19 protein-coding genes are annotated in these 18514 nt (G+C 45.3%); 14 read left to right on the forward strand and 5 right to left on the reverse strand.

The window, feature by feature from the left end; genetic code table 11:
* The first annotated feature begins 16 nt into the window (after positions 1 to 16).
* Positions 17 to 1243 carry an FAD-dependent 2-octaprenylphenol hydroxylase gene (locus tag OH455_RS13385; protein ID WP_269981750.1) on the forward strand — a complete coding sequence of 409 codons (1227 nt, stop codon included), beginning with the start codon at positions 17 to 19 and terminating at the stop codon, positions 1241 to 1243.
* A 60-nt stretch (positions 1244 to 1303) separates the two neighbouring features.
* Here OH455_RS13385 and OH455_RS13390 read toward each other — a convergent pair whose 3' ends face one another.
* From OH455_RS13390 to ygfZ, 3 genes are all read right to left on the reverse strand, one after another.
* Positions 1304 to 1510: a DUF1107 domain-containing protein gene (locus OH455_RS13390; protein WP_006957803.1), complete on the reverse strand. Its 207-nt coding sequence runs from the start codon at positions 1508 to 1510 to the stop codon at positions 1304 to 1306.
* Between the two features lie 619 nt (positions 1511 to 2129).
* Complete coding sequence (locus OH455_RS13395; protein ID WP_269981751.1) at positions 2130 to 2606, reverse strand: aminoacyl-tRNA deacylase; 477 nt, start codon at positions 2604 to 2606, stop codon at positions 2130 to 2132.
* Positions 2596 to 3564, reverse strand: coding sequence for a tRNA-modifying protein YgfZ (gene ygfZ / locus OH455_RS13400; protein WP_269981752.1), 969 nt, complete (start codon positions 3562 to 3564; stop codon positions 2596 to 2598). The genes OH455_RS13395 and ygfZ overlap by 11 nt, the downstream gene beginning before the upstream one ends.
* Before the next feature lie 187 nt (positions 3565 to 3751).
* Between ygfZ and OH455_RS13405 the strand changes: the two genes are divergently transcribed.
* The gene (locus OH455_RS13405) at positions 3752 to 4012 is read left to right on the forward strand and encodes an FAD assembly factor SdhE (RefSeq protein ID WP_006957800.1); all 261 of its coding nucleotides are present in this window, start codon (positions 3752 to 3754) and stop codon (positions 4010 to 4012) included.
* Complete coding sequence (locus tag OH455_RS23425; RefSeq protein WP_422636365.1) at positions 3984 to 4379, forward strand: protein YgfX; 396 nt, start codon at positions 3984 to 3986, stop codon at positions 4377 to 4379. The genes OH455_RS13405 and OH455_RS23425 overlap by 29 nt, the downstream gene beginning before the upstream one ends.
* A 12-nt stretch (positions 4380 to 4391) precedes the next feature.
* On the opposite strand, the gene nadB is transcribed toward OH455_RS23425, so the two are convergent.
* Positions 4392 to 6008 carry an L-aspartate oxidase gene (gene nadB, locus OH455_RS13410; protein WP_045975431.1) on the reverse strand — a complete coding sequence of 539 codons (1617 nt, stop codon included), beginning with the start codon at positions 6006 to 6008 and terminating at the stop codon, positions 4392 to 4394.
* A 385-nt stretch (positions 6009 to 6393) separates the two neighbouring features.
* On the opposite strand from nadB, the gene rpoE reads away from it, so the two are divergent.
* From rpoE to acpS, 11 genes are all read left to right on the forward strand, one after another.
* Positions 6394 to 6972: an RNA polymerase sigma factor RpoE gene (gene rpoE / locus OH455_RS13415; protein WP_045975406.1), complete on the forward strand. Its 579-nt coding sequence runs from the start codon at positions 6394 to 6396 to the stop codon at positions 6970 to 6972.
* Positions 6973 to 6998: 26 nt separating this feature from the next.
* Complete coding sequence (locus OH455_RS13420; RefSeq protein WP_269981753.1) at positions 6999 to 7622, forward strand: RseA family anti-sigma factor; 624 nt, start codon at positions 6999 to 7001, stop codon at positions 7620 to 7622.
* The gene (rseB, locus tag OH455_RS13425) at positions 7619 to 8581 is read left to right on the forward strand and encodes a sigma-E factor regulatory protein RseB (RefSeq protein WP_045975404.1); all 963 of its coding nucleotides are present in this window, start codon (positions 7619 to 7621) and stop codon (positions 8579 to 8581) included. The genes OH455_RS13420 and rseB overlap by 4 nt, the downstream gene beginning before the upstream one ends.
* Positions 8581 to 9051, forward strand: coding sequence for a SoxR reducing system RseC family protein (locus tag OH455_RS13430; protein ID WP_206369819.1), 471 nt, complete (start codon positions 8581 to 8583; stop codon positions 9049 to 9051). The genes rseB and OH455_RS13430 overlap by 1 nt, the downstream gene beginning before the upstream one ends.
* Before the next feature lie 105 nt (positions 9052 to 9156).
* Positions 9157 to 10950, forward strand: coding sequence for a translation elongation factor 4 (lepA, locus tag OH455_RS13435; RefSeq protein ID WP_045975402.1), 1794 nt, complete (start codon positions 9157 to 9159; stop codon positions 10948 to 10950).
* Positions 10951 to 11038: 88 nt separating this feature from the next.
* Positions 11039 to 11935 (forward strand): signal peptidase I, encoded by an 897-nt coding sequence (lepB, locus tag OH455_RS13440; protein WP_206369820.1) that lies wholly within the window; start codon positions 11039 to 11041, stop codon positions 11933 to 11935.
* Positions 11936 to 12097: 162 nt separating this feature from the next.
* Positions 12098 to 12775: a ribonuclease III gene (gene rnc, locus OH455_RS13445; protein ID WP_006957792.1), complete on the forward strand. Its 678-nt coding sequence runs from the start codon at positions 12098 to 12100 to the stop codon at positions 12773 to 12775.
* Entirely contained in the window at positions 12768 to 13745 is a 978-nt protein-coding gene (gene era, locus OH455_RS13450; protein WP_269981754.1) for a GTPase Era, read from the forward strand. The genes rnc and era overlap by 8 nt, the downstream gene beginning before the upstream one ends.
* Before the next feature lie 93 nt (positions 13746 to 13838).
* Positions 13839 to 14567: a DNA repair protein RecO gene (gene recO / locus OH455_RS13455; RefSeq protein WP_045975399.1), complete on the forward strand. Its 729-nt coding sequence runs from the start codon at positions 13839 to 13841 to the stop codon at positions 14565 to 14567.
* Positions 14564 to 15295 carry a pyridoxine 5'-phosphate synthase gene (gene pdxJ, locus OH455_RS13460; protein ID WP_045975398.1) on the forward strand — a complete coding sequence of 244 codons (732 nt, stop codon included), beginning with the start codon at positions 14564 to 14566 and terminating at the stop codon, positions 15293 to 15295. The genes recO and pdxJ overlap by 4 nt, the downstream gene beginning before the upstream one ends.
* A gap of 5 nt (positions 15296 to 15300) precedes the next feature.
* On the forward strand, positions 15301 to 15684 hold the full coding sequence (gene acpS, locus OH455_RS13465) for a holo-ACP synthase (RefSeq protein ID WP_206369824.1): 384 nt from the start codon (positions 15301 to 15303) through the stop codon (positions 15682 to 15684).
* On the opposite strand, the gene barA is transcribed toward acpS, so the two are convergent.
* Entirely contained in the window at positions 15669 to 18452 is a 2784-nt protein-coding gene (barA, locus tag OH455_RS13470; protein ID WP_269981755.1) for a two-component sensor histidine kinase BarA, read from the reverse strand. The genes acpS and barA overlap by 16 nt on opposite strands.
* Between the last annotated feature and the right edge of the window lie 62 nt (positions 18453 to 18514).

Here is an 18514-nt window from a genome sequence, read left to right on the forward strand (position 1 = left end):
TGAGGATTGAATTCAGATGATGCAAAGTGTTGATATTGCAATTGTCGGTGGTGGCATGGTTGGCCTAGCTTTGGCTGCAGCATTTAAAGAGACCGATTTACGTATTGCGGTGATAGAAAGCCGAGTACCTGAGAGCGAATTGGCGGACTTACCGGATGTTCGCGTGTCAGCCCTAAGCCGTTCAAGTGAAAATATATTGCGTAATTTAGGGGCTTGGAATGGCATTATAGAGCGTCGTGCCGCACCATACTCGGCGATGGAAGTCTGGGAGCAAGACAGCTTCGCTCGAATTGAATTTGATGCGCAAAAGCTCGCTCAACCCGATCTCGGACACATTGTTGAGAATCGTGTGATTCAGCTATCACTACTTGAGCAGGTGAAGCAGCAGTCGAATGTCAGTTTGTTTATGCCTGCACAGTGCAACTCTATGGCGGTTGGAGAAAGTGAAGCTTGGCTCACTTTGGACAATGGTCACGCATTGACGGCTAAACTGGTGGTCGGCGCGGACGGTGCCAACTCTTGGGTGCGCAAACAACAGGATATTCCGTTAACGCACTGGGACTATGGGCATAGCGCTGTGGTTGCGAATGTCTGGACTGCAGAAACTCATGCCAAAGTAGCACGTCAGATCTTTACCCCACAGGGACCTTTGGCTTTCTTACCTATGGGAGAAAGTAATATGAGTTCGATCGTTTGGTCTACAGAGCCGAATCGCGCAGAGAGTTTAGTAGCGATGTCCAATGAAGAGTTCAATAAGTCACTGACGGCTGAATTTGACGCTCGACTAGGATTATGTGAAGTCGTTGGTCAACGTTTTGCTTTCCCGCTCAAAATGCGTTACGCACGCGATTTTGCTGTTGAACGAGTCGCTCTAGTGGGGGATGCTGCACATACAATTCATCCATTAGCAGGTCAGGGTGTAAACCTTGGTTTACTTGATGCGGCGAGCCTAGCGCAAGAAGTGATGACCTTGTGGCGCAAGGGTGAGGATATCGGCACCAAGCGTAACCTACGTAGTTATGAACGCTGGCGTAAATCCGAAGCGGCAAAAATGATTGCTGCGATGCAAGGCTTTAAAGATCTGTTTGCTGGTGGTAACCCTGCGAAGAAGCTAGCGCGAGGTATTGGCATGGCTTTGGTAGGACAATTGCCAGGAGCGAAAGATGAAATCATGAAACACGCCCTTGGTTTAAAGGGGAATCTTCCTGCATTAGCGAAATATCATGAAGCGACTTTGCCTTAGTCGTCATTTTAAATGACAAGGGTTGGCAAATAAAAAATGCCAACCCTTTTAAATTCTTACCTACGCATATGCACAGCGCAGTCTCATGATTTCCTGATTTACTTCCTTGACTGTTTGGAAATGTCGCCGTTCGGCTTTTTCTGGCAAGACAAGCTTGCCGTTGTCAAATTCAAACTTACCAATACCGTAGATATAAATTCTTCCCTTAAATAGCCGACTTACATGTTTAGCAATCATACCTGGTGTGTATCGCTTAAACAGTCTCATAGAGTAATCCTTATGTTTAGCAAGCACTGCAAAGTATACGATTTCCCGCCTGTTATTTATGTGATTTTGGTGGAGGAATATGCAGTAAAATGAGTTTGTTTGGATATTTGTGTTGTTGTGGGCAAAACAGCCGATAAATATCCACTTTATTGTGATGATTACCTCACTTATGTTCTGTGGTGGGAACTCATCTTGGTTACTCATTCAACACAATAGTTAAACCAAGATTTATGACATTTATAAGATTAGATTATTTTTTAAATAATATGCCAACTTACGGTAAATTTTTTGCTTAAAAAAAGCCCGCATAAATGCGGGCGAATAGTCACAGATGCATTACACAAAAAGTGAATGTCCTCCAATAATCAGCGGATTCACTTTTTCGTTGGAGAAGAGGCGTGTTTATTGCTATGCAAACACTCAGCAGTCAAACACACCAAGCAGTACATCATGGTTTGCCTGTACTTTAACCAACAAAAAAAACATAAACCAAAATACCATTCTTGACTATATATGCTTGCTTGGTGAATAAGAATTTAAACTTTTCGTGCTTTTTATTGAGGGTTCTGTCACGTAAATATTGCAATTATGGGATTGGATACAAGAAAGTTTGAATGGCTTATTTACGACAGATGTCAGCAAGTATCGGATTACAAAGACGGATGAGTTCGTCTCGCTGCAATGCTATTCCTGCCATATTTGAACCGCTGCTTATAGTCACTGTCTCTTCATTCAGCAGTCGACGATCAAATATGATTGGCATCTCTACTGGCAAGAGTAGGGGGGTTACCGTGCCAATCTGGTAGCCGGTCAGTTCTTCAACCATGGAGAGATCAACACAGGTCATTCGGCGGCAAGCGAGCAACGCTCGCACTTTTTTGGGATCAACAGATTGATCACCTGGCGTACAAGCCAGCGCATACAAATCGCCCATATCACGCAAAAGCATAGATTTGACCATTTGAGCAGGTCTCACTCCTCGCTGATAAGCGGCGTCTTCAATCGTGGTTGCAGGGGTACGATGGGGAAGAATGCGGAAAGATACCCGCTGCTCGGTTAAGTAGCGGGTCAGTTTCGTCTCAAACTTATTCGTCATCTTCAAGAGAATATGGCAGTGCTTGCATTGTCCAGATCGAATCTGGCGCATCTTTCAAACGAAATTGTGTATCAGAATCAAGGTTGTTTGGCAGTACGATGAGGCCGATAGAGACGCCGTCATTGAAGCGGTAACTGCTCATCAACTGACCAGCGCTGCGCCAATTGTCCCCAACTGAACGTTCTATTTCAGCTCCGACTTTTATTTCGTAATCGGAGCGTCCTTTAAGTATTTGTAACGCGCGCTTGTTCATACCGCGGTACTTGGCACGAGCAACCGTTTCTTGGCCTGTGTAGCAACCTTTGCTGAAGCTTATTCCACCCAGAGCTTGTACGTTAATCGCTTGAGGAATATGTTCGTTTTGTTGCTCTTGTGTGACTGCAGGTATAGCGGCTTCAATATCCAGTCGAGTCCAGATATCTTCATAAGCTTTGGTCGCATTTATCGACTGGCACAATTGTTCCGCAGTCGTGGCATCTGTAGCTAGCAACCAGCGTTGGTTATCGATTTTAATCGCGGTTCCCCCATCAATTGCTCGAACATCACCGCTTTGTTGTGAAAGATCTTCAACGATATGGGTCGCTTTCTCGCCAATTAATCCGAGTAAGACATCAGTACTTTGTGTGAATTCTATTTTGGAAAAAATGGCGTATTTTTTGAGTTCGGCGAGCTCAGTCTCAATGGCTGAATTTGGCTGTAGCATTGCGTAACCGCCTCGATGGTGGAACAAACGGAATACACTCCAGACTTTTCCTTTTGCATCACAATGCGCGCCAAACGTAGCGGTATCTTCGGCTAGTTGAACAACATCGCAGGTAACCTGACCTTGTAGATAAGACTTTTTATCATCGCCTAGTGCGGTGATCATTCCCCACGATGTGAGGTGGGTGAGTACGAGCTCGGGAAGAGAGTCATTGCTAGAAAGAGAAAGGGGAGCAAAGTCGTGTTGCCATTCCATGATGTTTACCTGAATGCTATCGAATAGTGCTATGTTAGCGCTTAAACACTAATGGAAACAACCTTTCAGATGTATGGGTTTTTACAGTAAATGCCTGAGCTACCTCTGGAGTGTGACTGAGTTAGTAGTTGTGGGCAACTTTGATTGTTACACTCGGCGCATACAACCGAACAGGTGAGGAATGAGAATGTACACCACCGAAGAAAAAGCGCGAATTAAATGGGCGTGTCGTCGTGGAATGCTAGAATTAGATGTTGTCATTATGCCTTTCTTTGAAGAATGTTTTGAAGAATTGAAAGACAATGAACAGAGGGATTTTGTGTCTCTGCTTGAGTGTGATGACCCCGATTTGTTTACTTGGATTATGGGTCATGGTCGGAGTGAAAACTTAGGTCATGCCTCTATGGTAGACAAGATTGTTGCCCACAACCTCAGTAAAGTGCGTTAGGCTATTAGCTTCAACGTCATTTGTTTCGCAACAGGTCAACTTCGGTTTGCTGATGTTGGCCTGCTGTTTTTTGATTGCCTCCGAATTACCTCTGATACCTACTATCTTTACGGTGGTGTTAATCCTTAAATATCACAGTCAAACCAACTGGCTTGTTGAACCGATGCAAGGGCGTTTGGTTTTCTTCTCTGCTAAATCATGCGAAATCAATAATGAGTCCATGGAGATCCAAAGAAGTGTCTTGAGTTTAGCCGTATTAGGAGTCCTTATTTGGTCCAAAAGCGGTAGCAAACACATTATTTGGCGAGACAGTGTGAGCGAAGAGCACTACCGGCAGTTATTAGTGGTGTTAAAAAGGGAGCGCTAAGCTCCCCCATGATTAACAGTTGATTTTCTCTGGTTCAAGGATCGTTGGACCGCTGTCTGGGGCGAGCTCTGGATAATCGAGTGTATAGTGCAGGCCTCTGCTTTCCTTTCGCTCCATTGCACAACGGACCATAAGCTCTGCAACTTGAAGTAGGTTACGCAGTTCAAGTAAGTTGTTAGACACTTTGAAGTTGCTGTAGTACTCGTGCGTTTCCTGTTGCAACAACTGAATACGGCGGAGTGCACGTTCAAGGCGTTTGTCAGTACGAACAATTCCCATGTAATCCCACATGAATAAGCGTAATTCGTGCCAGTTGTGCTGAATCACGACCTCTTCATCAGAACAGCTAACTTGACTTTCGTCCCATGCTGGCAGAGAAGGGGGGAGCTTGGCAGAGTCCATTCGGCGGATAATATCGTTCGCTGCCGACCATGCATAGACGACACACTCTAATAATGAGTTTGACGCCATTCGGTTAGCGCCATGCAATCCGGTATAGCTCACTTCTCCAATGGCATACAGATGAGAAAGGTCCGTTTCACCTTGCTTATTAACCATGACCCCTCCGCAGGTATAGTGAGCTGCTGGTACGACAGGTATGGGCTCTTTGGTCATATCGATTCCAAGGTCCATTAAGCGTGTGTAGATGGTTGGAAAATGTTTTTCGATGAAGTCTGCCGGTTTATGACTGATGTCTAAATACATACAGTCTGCACCAAGGCGCTTCATTTCGAAGTCAATTGCACGTGCGACGACATCACGAGGAGCTAATTCTTCTCTTTGATCAAAGTCTGGCATAAAGCGAGTGCCGTCCGGACGACGCAGGTAAGCGCCTTCACCACGCAGAGCTTCAGTGAGCAGGAAGTTTCTTGCTTCAGGGTGATACAGGCAAGTTGGATGGAATTGGTTGAACTCCATATTCGCGACTCGGCAGCCTGCTCGCCACGCAATGGCAATACCATCACCAGAGGAAACGTCTGGGTTGGATGTGTACTGATAAACCTTCGAAGCGCCACCGGTTGCGAGGACCACAAATTTGGCTCGAACCGTTTCAACATGTTCTTGGTTTCGGTTCCAGATATAAGCGCCAACAATTTTTTGATTGTCGCCACCGACCTTATCTTCACATATTAAATCGAGGGCATTATGTCGTTCCAATACCGTGATATTGGGGTGGTTGTGAGCATTATCTTGCAAGGACGTTTGCATGGCCATGCCTGTGGCATCGGCTGCATGTAGAATTCTACGATGGCTATGGCCACCTTCACGTGTCAGGTGGTAGCGTGGTTTTTCGTCGCTGTCGCCATCTTCTCGATCAAACGGAACTCCGCCATCAATGAGCCACTGAACACACTCTTTCGCATTTTCAGCGATAAACTCAACGGTTTCTTGCTCACATAGACCAGCGCCAGCTATTAACGTGTCCTCTACATGCGACTCAATGCTATCTGATTCGTCAAAAACAGCAGCTATCCCTCCTTGAGCGTAAAACGTGGCGCCTTCGCTTCTCGGCCCCTTACTCAATACAATGACTTTGCCATATTCCGCGATACGTAACGCTAAAGACAGACCGGCTGCGCCACTACCCACCACTAACACATCACATTGATGTTCACGGTTTGCGTTCATAAAACTTTTAAATTCCCGAGTTAAGTTGTACTGGCGCCAATCCAACACTTTAGCGTCAGTAATAGAGCGTTCTCGCTCTCCAAATCAATTTTAAAATTGCAACATGGACCCTGAAAAAAACAGAGTTAGCTCACTATAGTAGCACTGGAGTGCTTGCAATTCTTCGTAAATAACATTGCTTTTGAACTCTTTCGTCCCCACAATCTGGAACAGAAGTTACTAGTCCATTACTTCCCAAATAAAATTCGAAGAAAGTTTGAACTTTATATTCATTACAGAGTCACAATAGTGCTCAAGTAAGCAGTGGTGTCAATACTACATTTTGCATAATTAATGCTCATATCTGTCAAGATAGGGGTTAATAACAATAGGAGTACCCGCTCGAATGAACGAGCAGCTGACCGATCAGGTGTTAATTGAGCGAGTTCAGAGTGGAGATAAGCAAGCATTTAATTTGTTGGTCACAAAATACCAAAACAAAGTATGTAATCTTATTTCTCGCTACGTCAATAATCCAGGGGATGTGCCCGACGTAGCACAAGAAGCGTTTATTAAAGCTTATCGTGCTATACCAAGTTTTCGTGGCGAAAGTGCCTTCTATACTTGGTTATATCGAATTGCTGTTAATACTGCGAAAAACCATATTGTTGCTCAGGGTCGTAGACCGCCTGCGCAAGATGTGGATACTGAAGAAGCTGAATATTACGAAACTGGTAGTGCATTAAAAGAAATTTCGAACCCTGAGAACTTAACGTTGTCCAAGGAATTGAAACAAGTAGTTTTTAGTGCGATCGAAGCACTACCTGATGACTTAAAAACCGCAATGACGTTGCGCGAGCTTGATGGCTTGAGTTACGAGGAGATCGCTGCGGTGATGGATTGTCCTGTTGGAACGGTACGTTCGCGTATCTTCCGAGCTCGTGAAGCGGTTGAAAAAAAGATTCAACCTCTTTTGCAACGCTAATACCAGTAACGTTAATGGTGAAAAGAATGGCTGACAAAGAGAAACTTTCAGCACTCATGGATGGAGAGTTGGTCGATAAGGCTTTAATCGGTGAATTAGAGCAAGACCAAGCTAGCCTACAAATCTGGAAAAATTACCATTTAATTGGTGATGTGATGCGAGGTGAAGCGCCGGAAAAACCGGAGTGGAATATTGCAGACAGCGTTGCTCTTGCGCTAGAAGACGAACCAGCGCATTCAACGTTTACTTCTGGCAAAATCGCTGACATAAACCGTATAGAATCACAACCAACGCCTTCTCAAGCTCGCTGGCAGCTTCCAGCATGGCTGAGTCAGTTTGGCCAAGTAGCCGTTGCGGCCTGTGTGTCACTTGCTGTCATTTTGGGCGTTCAACAATATGGCGGTAGTGATCCTAGTCAACCAGAAACAGAACAGTTGCCCGTTCTGCAGACGATTCCATTTACCGGCAGCGCTGAACCAGTGAGCTTGACACGTTCTTCGGTAGAGCAGCAGACTGCTGCAAGTGAAGCTAACATCCAAGAGCAGCGCCGTCGAATTAACGCTATGCTGCAAGACTATGAATTACAGTTGCGTTTAAACAGCGACAGTGCTGCAGAGCATAACGACAACCCAGAAACGGTAGTTGAATGAGAAAATTTCTGATCAGTGCGCTGACACTGTTCAGTTTGAGTTCGCCACAAGCCTTTGCAGAAGAAAAACCTGCAGAGGCTTTGTTGCATCAAATGAACGAAGCCAGTCAGCATCTCAATTATGAACTGTCTTATATTCTGATTAAGAAAAACAGCATCGAACCTTTACTTTATCGTCATGCTCGTAGCGAAGATCAGCAACTTGCTCATCTTGTATATCTTAGTGGACCTGTACGTGAAGTGATTCGCCGAGGTGATGAGGTCAGCTACATAGAGCCAGGTGTTGAACCGTTTACCATAGAGTCCGGTAATATGGTTGCCCCTACTATCCCGCTTCTAAATGCCGATGTTGATGAACTGAGTGGCATTTACGACTTTATCCAAGTGGGTCGAGCGCGTGAAGCGGGAGCGGCATGTCAGGTATTGAGAATCGCACCGAAAGATGGGCTACGTTATTCTTATATCCTGTGGATCGATGAGCAAACTAAACTTCCACTAAGAGCGGATCTTGTGGATCGTGATGGCGAGGTTCTAGAGCAGTTTCGCACGATTTCTTATAGCGTGAACGATCAAATTTCAGATATCTTGAGTCGACTCAATACCGTCAAATTGCCGGACGTGCTCTCTTTACCCAAAGGGGAGCTGGAGGAAAGCTTTTGGACGGTTGGCTGGATTCCGAAAGGATTTGAGTCCAAAGAATTGAATCGTTATCGAATGGCGAACACCAACCGTATGGTTGAGACACAGATGTATAGTGACGGGCTGTTTAGTTTCTCTGTATATGTGTCAGCGAGTGACAATTATTCGCTTAAAGGTCAATTGGTTCGTCAGGGACGTCGTACACTTCATAGCTTTGTAAAAGGTGATAAAGAGATCTCAGTGATCGGGGATATCCCACCAGCAACCGCTAAGCGCATAGCGCAATCTGTTACCATCAATAAACAAACGAGTACTAAGTAATGATGACCGCGTTAGCGACAGTATCGGCAGTAAAATCAGGGCCTAAAGGCTATGATGTTGAGCTGAATTGCGAACAGCAAACAAGCTGCAGTAGTTGTTCATCGCAAAAAAGCTGTGGTACTGGCATTGTCTCGAAAGCGGTGGGGAACAAATCTCTGCACTGGCATCTAGTGACGAGTACAAGAGTTAAAGAAGGTCAGGTTGTGGAAATCGGCTTACCAGAGAAAAGCCTACTGCAATCTGCTGCCGTCGTTTATTTGGTTCCGCTGTTTGCCATGATTTTAGGCGCAGCTCTAGGGCAGTGGCTATTCGCCCCTATTTTAGGTCTTGGTGAAGGTATTGCTATCCTGACATCTGCTATCTTTACTATGGCAGGCATTTATGGTGCCAAAAGTTTGGCCAGTAATTTTGAACGCCAGTCGCTACGAGAAGTCATACTACTTCGGGTTTTGGGAGATCCAATTAGCTAGTGCGAAGTGCACAGAAATTGGGTAGAATCTGCCAACTTGATTGAAACGCCGTCACAAGACGGCTTTCTTATTTCCCTATTTTAAAGAGTTTAGTCACACCAAATCATGAAGCACATTCGTAACTTTTCGATTATCGCCCACATCGACCATGGTAAGTCGACCCTATCAGACCGTTTGATCCAAGACTGCGGTGGATTGAGTGACCGTGAAATGGCAGCTCAGGTTCTGGACTCCATGGATCTTGAACGTGAGCGTGGCATCACTATTAAATCTCAAAGTGTGACACTCAACTATACCGCGAATGACGGTGAAACTTATCAATTAAACTTCATTGATACACCAGGACACGTTGACTTCGCCTATGAAGTTTCTCGTTCTCTAGCAGCATGTGAAGGTGCCTTGCTGGTGGTTGATGCGGGTCAGGGGGTTGAAGCTCAGACTTTGGCGAACTGCTATACAGCGATCGAAATGGATCTGGAAGTGGTGCCAATTCTGAATAAGATTGATCTACCAGCTGCGGATCCTGAGCGAGTAGCGGAAGAGATTGAAGAAATTGTTGGCATCGATGCGATGGAAGCAACCCGCTGTTCAGCTAAAACAGGCCTAGGTATTGAAGATGTACTAGAAAACATCGTCTCTGCGATTCCGGCACCAGAAGGTGACCCAGAAGCACCACTGCAAGCTTTGATCATTGACTCTTGGTTTGATAACTACCTAGGTGTGGTGTCTCTGGTCCGTATTAAAAATGGCGTCCTGAAGAAGAACGATAAGATCAAGGTGATGAGCACTGGCCAAGTTTGGGGTGTGGATCGTCTTGGTATCTTCACACCTAAGCAGGAAGACACGACGGAACTGCGAACGGGTGAAGTTGGTTGGGTTGTCTGTGGTATCAAAGATATCCTAGGTGCTCCTGTTGGTGATACACTAACGCTGGCAAAGCATGGTTGTGATGAGCCGCTGCCAGGGTTTAAGAAAGTGAAGCCTCAGGTATACGCTGGACTATTCCCAGTCTCTTCGGATGACTACGAAAACTTCCGTGATGCACTAGGTAAACTGAGCCTAAACGATGCGTCTCTGTTCTATGAACCAGAAAACTCTGCTGCACTTGGCTTTGGCTTCCGTTGTGGTTTCCTTGGCATGCTGCACATGGAAATCATCCAAGAGCGTCTAGAGCGTGAATACGATCTCGATCTGATTACCACGGCGCCAACGGTAGTGTACGAAGTAGAGCAAACGGATGGTGATATTCTTTACGTTGATAGCCCAGCTAAGCTACCAGCAGTGAATGATATCGAAGAAATTCGTGAGCCGATTGCACGTTGTAATATCCTTGTACCTTCTGATTACTTGGGTAATGTGATTACTTTATGTGTTGAGAAGCGCGGCGTTCAGGTTGATATGGTGTATCACGGTAACCAAGTTGCCGTGACTTACGATATTCCGATGGCGGAAGTGGTACTCGATTTCTTTGACCGTTTGAAATCAACGTCTCGTGGTTATGCGTCTCTGGATTACAATTTTCAGCGTTTTGAAGCGTCTAACATGGTTCGTGTGGATGTACTCCTCAACGGTGACAAAGTGGACGCACTGGCATTGATTACGCACAAAGACCAATCCCAGACTCGTGGCCGTCAGCTCGTAGAGAAGATGAAAGAATTCATTCCACGTCAGATGTTTGATATTGCGATTCAGGCGGCGATTGGTAACCATATTATTGCGCGTTCAACGGTTAAACAGCTACGTAAGAACGTAATTGCAAAATGTTACGGTGGTGATGTCAGCCGTAAGAAGAAGCTACTGAAGAAGCAGAAAGAAGGTAAGAAACGCATGAAGCAGATCGGTAACGTAGAGCTGCCTCAAGAAGCCTTCTTAGCCATCTTACACGTAGGTAAAGATTAATTTGTTGGGTAACGACTCAATATAAGAACTTGTTAAGTGAAAGGGTTTCGGCTCTTTCACTTTCGTATTTTTGAGGTAAGGGAAGTCAATGGCAAATACATTTTCACTGATCTTGGTTATTGTCACTCTAGTCACTGGTATTGTTTGGGTGTTGGAAAAACTGGTGTTTGCGAAACAACGTCAGGCTAAACTAGCTGCTGTTGAAGCTCAAACAAACGGACTGGATACTGCAACGGTTGAACAAGTGGAAAAGCAACCATGGTGGATTGAAAACAGTGTTTCAATTTTCCCTGTTATTGCCGCTGTCTTGGTATTGCGCTCGTTTATCTATGAACCGTTCCAAATCCCTTCAGGTTCAATGAAGCCGACCTTATTGGTTGGAGATTTCATCCTAGTTGAAAAATACGCATACGGTCTGAAAGACCCTGTGTGGCGTACACAACTTGTTGAAACGGGTAAGCCAGAGCGCGGTGACATCGTAGTATTCAAATACCCACCTCAGCCAAACATTGACTATATCAAGCGTGTTGTTGGCCTACCGGGTGATACTGTGCGTTATAGCAGCAAGAAAGAAGTCTGTGTTCAACCGAAAGGTGAGAGCCAATGTACTCAGGTACCGTTGTCGAATGTGGAAGAAAGCCCATTTATCCAAGATGGTGTGCCACTGATTCAACTGAATGAAAAACTGGGTGAGGTTGAACACCAAATTTTGGTGAACCCATTACGCCGTGATCGCGTATCGGCTTATCAGCCACGTGCTGGTGTTAATGAGTGGGTTGTGCCGCAAGGTCAGTACTTTGTGATGGGTGATAACCGTGACAACAGTGCAGACAGCCGCTACTGGGGCTTTGTTCCAGAGGCGAATCTGGTTGGTAAAGCAGTAGGTATCTGGATAAGTTTCGAGTTCGAACGCAGTGCAGATAGCGTTTTACCATCATGGATTCCAACTGGTGTTAGGTTTAACCGCATCGGTGGTATTAACTAAATTTTCGTCATAGTTGGTTTCACAGTGTTGTGACTGCATAAATCCACCGCAACGCTGGCCGCCCAAATTATATAGAATCTCTATGCTAATAGGGTTGGATTTATTTGTCGCCTAGCCGTGAAATCAACTATTTAGAAAATTCGAAATTATTAATGAGAGAGCATGAATTCTCCTATTGCCAAACTAGAGAAAAAGCTCGGCTATCAGTTCAATGATGCAGAGCTTATTAACTTAGCACTGACTCACCGCAGTGCTCATGGAAAACATAATGAGCGTCTTGAGTTTCTGGGCGATTCAATTTTAAGTTTTGTCATTGCTGACGATCTTTATCACCGATTCCCTAAAGTGAATGAAGGGGACATGAGCCGCATGCGTGCGACACTTGTTCGTGGCAACACGCTGGCGGAGCTAGGTCGAGAATTCGAACTAGGAGATCACTTAAAATTAGGTCCAGGTGAATTGAAGAGTGGCGGTTTCCGTCGTGATTCAATTCTAGCTGATGCTGTTGAAGCTATTATAGGTGCAATCTACCTAGACAGTGATATTGAAGTGGTGCGTGGCATTATCCTTAGCTGGTACAAGCAACGCCTTGAAGCGATACAGCCGGGTGTTTCTCAGAAAGACCCTAAAACGCGTCTTCAAGAGTTCCTGCAAGGGCGAAGAAAACCACTGCCAGTCTACACAGTGACTAATATTAAAGGTGAAGCACACAACCAGCAGTTTACTGTGTCGTGTGAAGTCGCAGGTGTCGGATCGCCTGTAATAGGTAAAGGCACCAGCCGCCGCAAGGCAGAACAAGCGGCTGCTGAACTAGCACTAGAGCAACTGAGCAATGACTGATTCAACTGACAACAACGAATTTGATATCGATGCGTTTTTCTCATCGAGTGACGAGCAAGCAAGTACACCAGAAAATCAACATTGTGGTTTTGTGGCGATCGTTGGTCGTCCGAATGTAGGTAAATCAACGCTACTGAATCGAATTCTTGGACAAAAAATTTCGATCACTTCTCGTAAGCCGCAAACAACGCGTCACCGCATTATGGGGGTAGACACCGAGGGTGATTATCAGGCGATTTACGTCGATACTCCTGGTCTTCATATTGAAGAGAAGCGGGCAATTAACCGTTTAATGAACCGTGCGGCTAACTCATCATTGAGTGATGTAAACCTAGTATTTTTCCTTGTTGACGGTACTCATTGGACTAGCGACGATGAGATGGTACTGACTAAACTGCAGAAGTCCAACTTCCCAGTGGTTTTGTGTGTCAATAAGGTAGACAACGTACAAGATCGCAATGAAGTCATGCTACACATGATGGAGATGTCGAAAAAGATGGAATTCGTAGATGTGGTGCCTATCTCCGCGAAGCAAGGCAAAAACATCGACGTACTGCGTAAACATGTTCGTGACCATCTACCACAAGCGACACACCATTTCCCAGAAGAGTATGTCACTGACCGTTCTCAGCGCTTTATGGCATCGGAAATTGTACGTGAAAAACTCATGCGCTTTACTGGTGAAGAGTTGCCTTACTCTGTGACGGTGGAGATTGAACGTTTTGATTACAATCCTGAAACCGATGGTTTCCATATCAATGCGTTAATTCTGGTTGAACGTAATGGCCAGAAGAAAATGGTGATTGGCAAGGGCGGCGAGAAGATCAAAACGATTGGTCGTGAAGCACGTTTAGATATGGAAGATCTGTTTGGTCGCAAGGTTTACCTAGAAACGTGGGTGAAAGTGAAATCTGGCTGGGCCGATGATGAACGAGCACTACGTTCTCTTGGTTACATCGACGATCTGTAATTTTTGCAGCGAAATCACTTCGCTCCAACATAAGTAAGTATAAGGAGCCATCAGGCTCCTTATTTTTTATGTAACATTCATCTGGCAACCTCTATGACCTCAGAAGGATTACAGCGCTGTTTTGTTCTTCATCGTCGTCCTTACAGTGAGTCGAGTTTAATTCTCGATGTTTTCAGTGAGGAATTTGGTCGTGTTACTTTGATGTCTAAAGGCGCGCGCAGTAAACGCTCAAACCTCAAAGGTGCGTTACAGCCATTTACGCCTTTATTGCTCAAGTGGTCGGGTAAAGGATCGATGAAGACATTGCGTCAGGCAGAACCGATCAGTCTAGGTTTGCCACTCACGGGTATCAACCTATACTCCGCCATGTATGTCAACGAATTGATAGGACGAGTGTTGATGGCCGAAGTGTCAATGCCGGCCCTGTTTCATGATTACCTTCACGTTCTCACCGAACTGGCTCAGTGTGAGAATCCGGAACCCGCATTGCGCCGTTTTGAACTGGCACTGCTGTCTGCAATGGGATATGGCGTCGATTTTCTGCATTGCGCTGGTACAGGAGAGCCGATTGACCCTGAAATGACCTATCGATATCGAGAACAAAAGGGTTTTATTGCCTCAGTGCGGCGCGACAATCTGACCTTTGTTGGTAATGAACTGATTGCGATTAGTGAGCGTAGGTTTACCACAAAAGAACAACTTAAAGCGGCAAAACGCTTTACACGGATAGCATTAAAGCCGTATCTTGGCGGCAAACCATTAAAGAGTCGGGAGCTATTTATGCAAATTTTAGCGCCCAAATCACGGAGTATTGGAAAATGAGCTCAATTTATCTGGGTGTTAACATCGATCACATTGCTACATTACGTAACGCGCGCGGTACCAAGTACCCAGATCCTGTTCATGCAGCTGAAGTTGCCGAGCGTGCTGGAGCAGACGGCATTACCATTCACCTTAGAGAAGACCGCCGTCACATCCTTGATCGTGACGTACGTATCCTAAGAGAAACGATCCAAACTCGTATGAACCTTGAAATGGCTGTAACGGATGAGATGGTTGATATTGCCCTGAAAACTCAACCTGAATACGTGTGTTTGGTTCCAGAAAAACGTGAAGAGCTCACTACTGAAGGGGGGCTGGACGTGGCGGGTCATGTAGAAAAAATCAAAGCGGCAACGAAAAGACTGACAGAAGCGGGCATTAAAGTTTCTCTGTTTATTGATGCAGACCGTGAACAGATTGATGCAGCAAAAGCCTGTGATGCGCCTTATATCGAGCTTCACACTGGTCATTATGCTGATGCGAAAAACGATGAAGATCAGCAAGATGAACTAAAGAAAATTGCTGCTGGTGCAAGCTATGCGGCTGATTTGGGTATTACCGTAAATGCAGGTCATGGTTTGACTTACCATAATGTAGCTCCTATCGCCGCTATCCCTGAAATCTATGAGCTGAACATTGGTCACTCTATCATCGGTCGTGCGGCCTTTGATGGTTTGCATAAAGCCGTAGCTGATATGAAAGCACTGATGGTTGAAGCGCGTAAGTAACCGTAATGGCGATTGTAGGTCTAGGGACAGATATTGCGGAAATTGAACGTATTGAAAAGGCACTGTCCCGCAGTGGTGAAGCGTTTGCTCGACGTATTTTGACGGATATTGAGTTACAACGCTTTCAATCGCTTAAGCAACAAGGGCGCTTTTTAGCTAAGCGCTTTGCGGCTAAAGAAGCGGCGTCTAAAGCATTAGGGACCGGCATCGCATTGGGGGTGACTTTCCATGATTTCACTATTACCAACGATGAATACGGTGCGCCAAATTTGTCTTTGTCTGGTAAAGCCCTAGAGTTTGCCCAAAAAAAACAGGTGGTGAGCATCCACCTGTCTATTTCTGATGAACGGCATTATGCCGTTGCTACTGTTATTTACGAGTCTAAATAAGGCGCCGCACTCGCGGTGACCTTCTCCATTTCGTCTTGCAGCTCAAACAGCTCCGGTTCGACATCTTCAAGACTTTCACCCGAACGCAAGGCTCTCTCTATGGTAGCACACACTTTTTTCAGTCTTGGGACGCCACAATATGAACTGCTACCGTGTAGCTTATGTATGTGATGGATCAGTGTCTCGCTGTCAAAGTCATCCTCTTCCAGAGCGCTTTCAACCACACTATTCACTTCAGGAATGAAGTCGATCAGCATTTGCAGCATGTCACGTGCAAGATCTTCTTTATTGGCGGATTGCTTTAGCGCTGCTTGCCAGTCGATAATGATGTTGTCATGCTCAATCACTGCTGATGAAGGTAACCCTGACGTTTCAATGTTGGACGGCAACTCAATCTTAGCCATTTCTGATTGTTGCGTGTGCGGGTTCCAGTGCATTAAGACTTGTTGCAAAACATGCTCCTCAATTGGCTTAGTGAGGTAATCATCCATGCCGGCTCCAAGGAGTCTGTCACGTTCTCCACTCATCGCGTGTGCGGTAACAGCGATCACTGGAGTGTTAGCATTAAGCTCAGTTTGTTTGATTTTGCCACAAGCGGTCACGCCATCCATGTGTGGCATCTGAATATCCATTAGGATGATATCGAAATGCTGACTTTCAGCTTGAGTTACAGCATCGAGGCCGTTAGTACAAGTCACCACTTTTTCGACCCGTTCCTGAAGCAGGGCACTGATCAATTTTAGGTTTGCTGGGTTGTCATCAACAGCCATAACCGTTAGAGGAAGCGTCTCGTTGTAAGCTGGTTCAACCTCAACCATCGGTAAGCTGTTCTGGTTAGCGGCTAATATCTGTAATAGTTTTCGGCGAGATAATGGCTTCGTAATGCAATGAACGTGATAGGTCTGTGTTAAGTGATCAGACAAAGCCAACGCAGTACTCGGAATACCGACCACGACTTGAGGTGAGCATTTCTGGGCTTGTTTTACCCACTGTTCGACAAGCTCAGGCTCGTTGGCTCTATTCGGCGCAAGGTTCAACAATACATAATCAAACGGGCTAGCCTCTTCTGGTACTGATGAGCGATAGGTTACGATCAAACCTTCTTGTACCAATGTTTGTTGAGTGACAGAAGCCGCTTGCATGTTAGGTTCAATAAGCAGTAGTGTGCGAAGCTTCAGAACCTGAGTTTCGAGTAAATCGTTCATTGGCATATCGGTTGAGTTTAATCTCAGCGTAAACCAAAACGTCGAACCTTGGTGTAAGCGACTGGTAAGACTGATCTCACCTCCCATCTGGCTAACGAGTTTCTGAGTGATGACTAAGCCAAGTCCTGTACCGCCGTAACGGCGAGAAATACTCGCATCTGCTTGGCTGAAAGCTTGGAATAATTGTGATTGTTGGCGTTCAGAAATACCAATGCCTGTATCTCGCACCATAAATTGTAATTCAACAACATCTTCTTTTTGTGAACGAAGCTCAACACTGATGTCAATGTTCCCTCGCTCGGTAAATTTGATTGAGTTACCAACTAGGTTAGTCAGTACTTGTTGGATTCGCAGCGGATCGCCAACAAGACCTGCCGGGATCTTATGATCCACTTTGAGTGTCAGTTCTAGGCCTTTTTCATGCGCGCTGGTGGCTTGTAAACTGACCACTTCTTCGAGTGTTTCTTGGAACTCAAACGGAATATTTTCCAGTGCTAACTTGCCCGCTTCCAGTTTAGAGAAATCCAAAATGTCGTTAATAATATTGAGCAGGTTATTGGCTGATTTTTCAATGGTCTGTAAATAATCCGCTTGGCTGTTAGTCAGTTTGGTTTTTAGCATCTGACGCGTAAACCCAATCACCCCATTTAATGGTGTGCGAAGCTCGTGAGACATATTGGCAAGGAACTCAGATTTCACTCGTGCAGCTTCCTGAGCTCGTTTCTTGGCTATATCCAATTCAACGTTTTGAATCTCAAGCTGTTCAAGAGTTTCTCGTAAGTCTGAAGTTGCCTGATCAATGCTATGTTGCATTTCGACATGGTATTCCGACAATGAGACCGCCATGGCGTTGATGCCATTTTTGAGGGAGTCGAGCTCACCATGCATCTTGCCTTCAATTCTAACATCTAAGTGTCCACGACGGATTCGGTCGACCATATTTTTCATATGCGAAATCGGGCGTGTAACATCGTGCATCAGTCGATAAGCAAACATGGCTGACAAGCCCAGCCCAGATAGCAGAACCAAAAAGGCTGAGAAAATTTCTTGATATTGTTGCAGGCGCAGGGAAGAAAGATCGAGCTCTACGGCGATGTAGCCAAGTGCTGGATTAGTGTTTTGACCTTTTGGTGTCGATATTAGCCCTGACTCGGTAATGATAGGAGCACGTAAGATTAGTGTGTTCTCCTGTAGGTCTGAAGTGACCAATAGGGGAATGACTTCGTTGCGAGGGAAAGTCAGAGATTCAAAGTTTGGATGAAAGTTGGAAGTGACGAATAATTCGTGGTTGTAATCGAAAACGGCAATACTGCGGACAAACTTTGAGTTTTTCCGGTGCGCATAACTAATAATCCGCCTAACAGACTCGCGGCTATTATTCTTTAGACCTTCTTCACTGGCAATGGCTAGGGGTTCAATAATACTTAACCCTGAATTGATGACCTGCTTTTCAAGATCGTGGTAGCGGTTAAATGAGAAAAACGCGCTCAATAACAGGCCAATGATCAACGTCGGCGCGAGGGTAAGGGTAATAACGCGGGCGCGTAAGCCATATCTTGTCATTATTATCTAAACATCGTGGTGTGGATATGGGAAAATAACTTCCGCAAAAAGAAGCCGTCGAA

The organism is Vibrio sp. T11.5 (genome assembly GCF_027587155.1).
GTDB classification, from domain to species: Bacteria; Pseudomonadota; Gammaproteobacteria; order Enterobacterales; family Vibrionaceae; genus Vibrio; species Vibrio neptunius.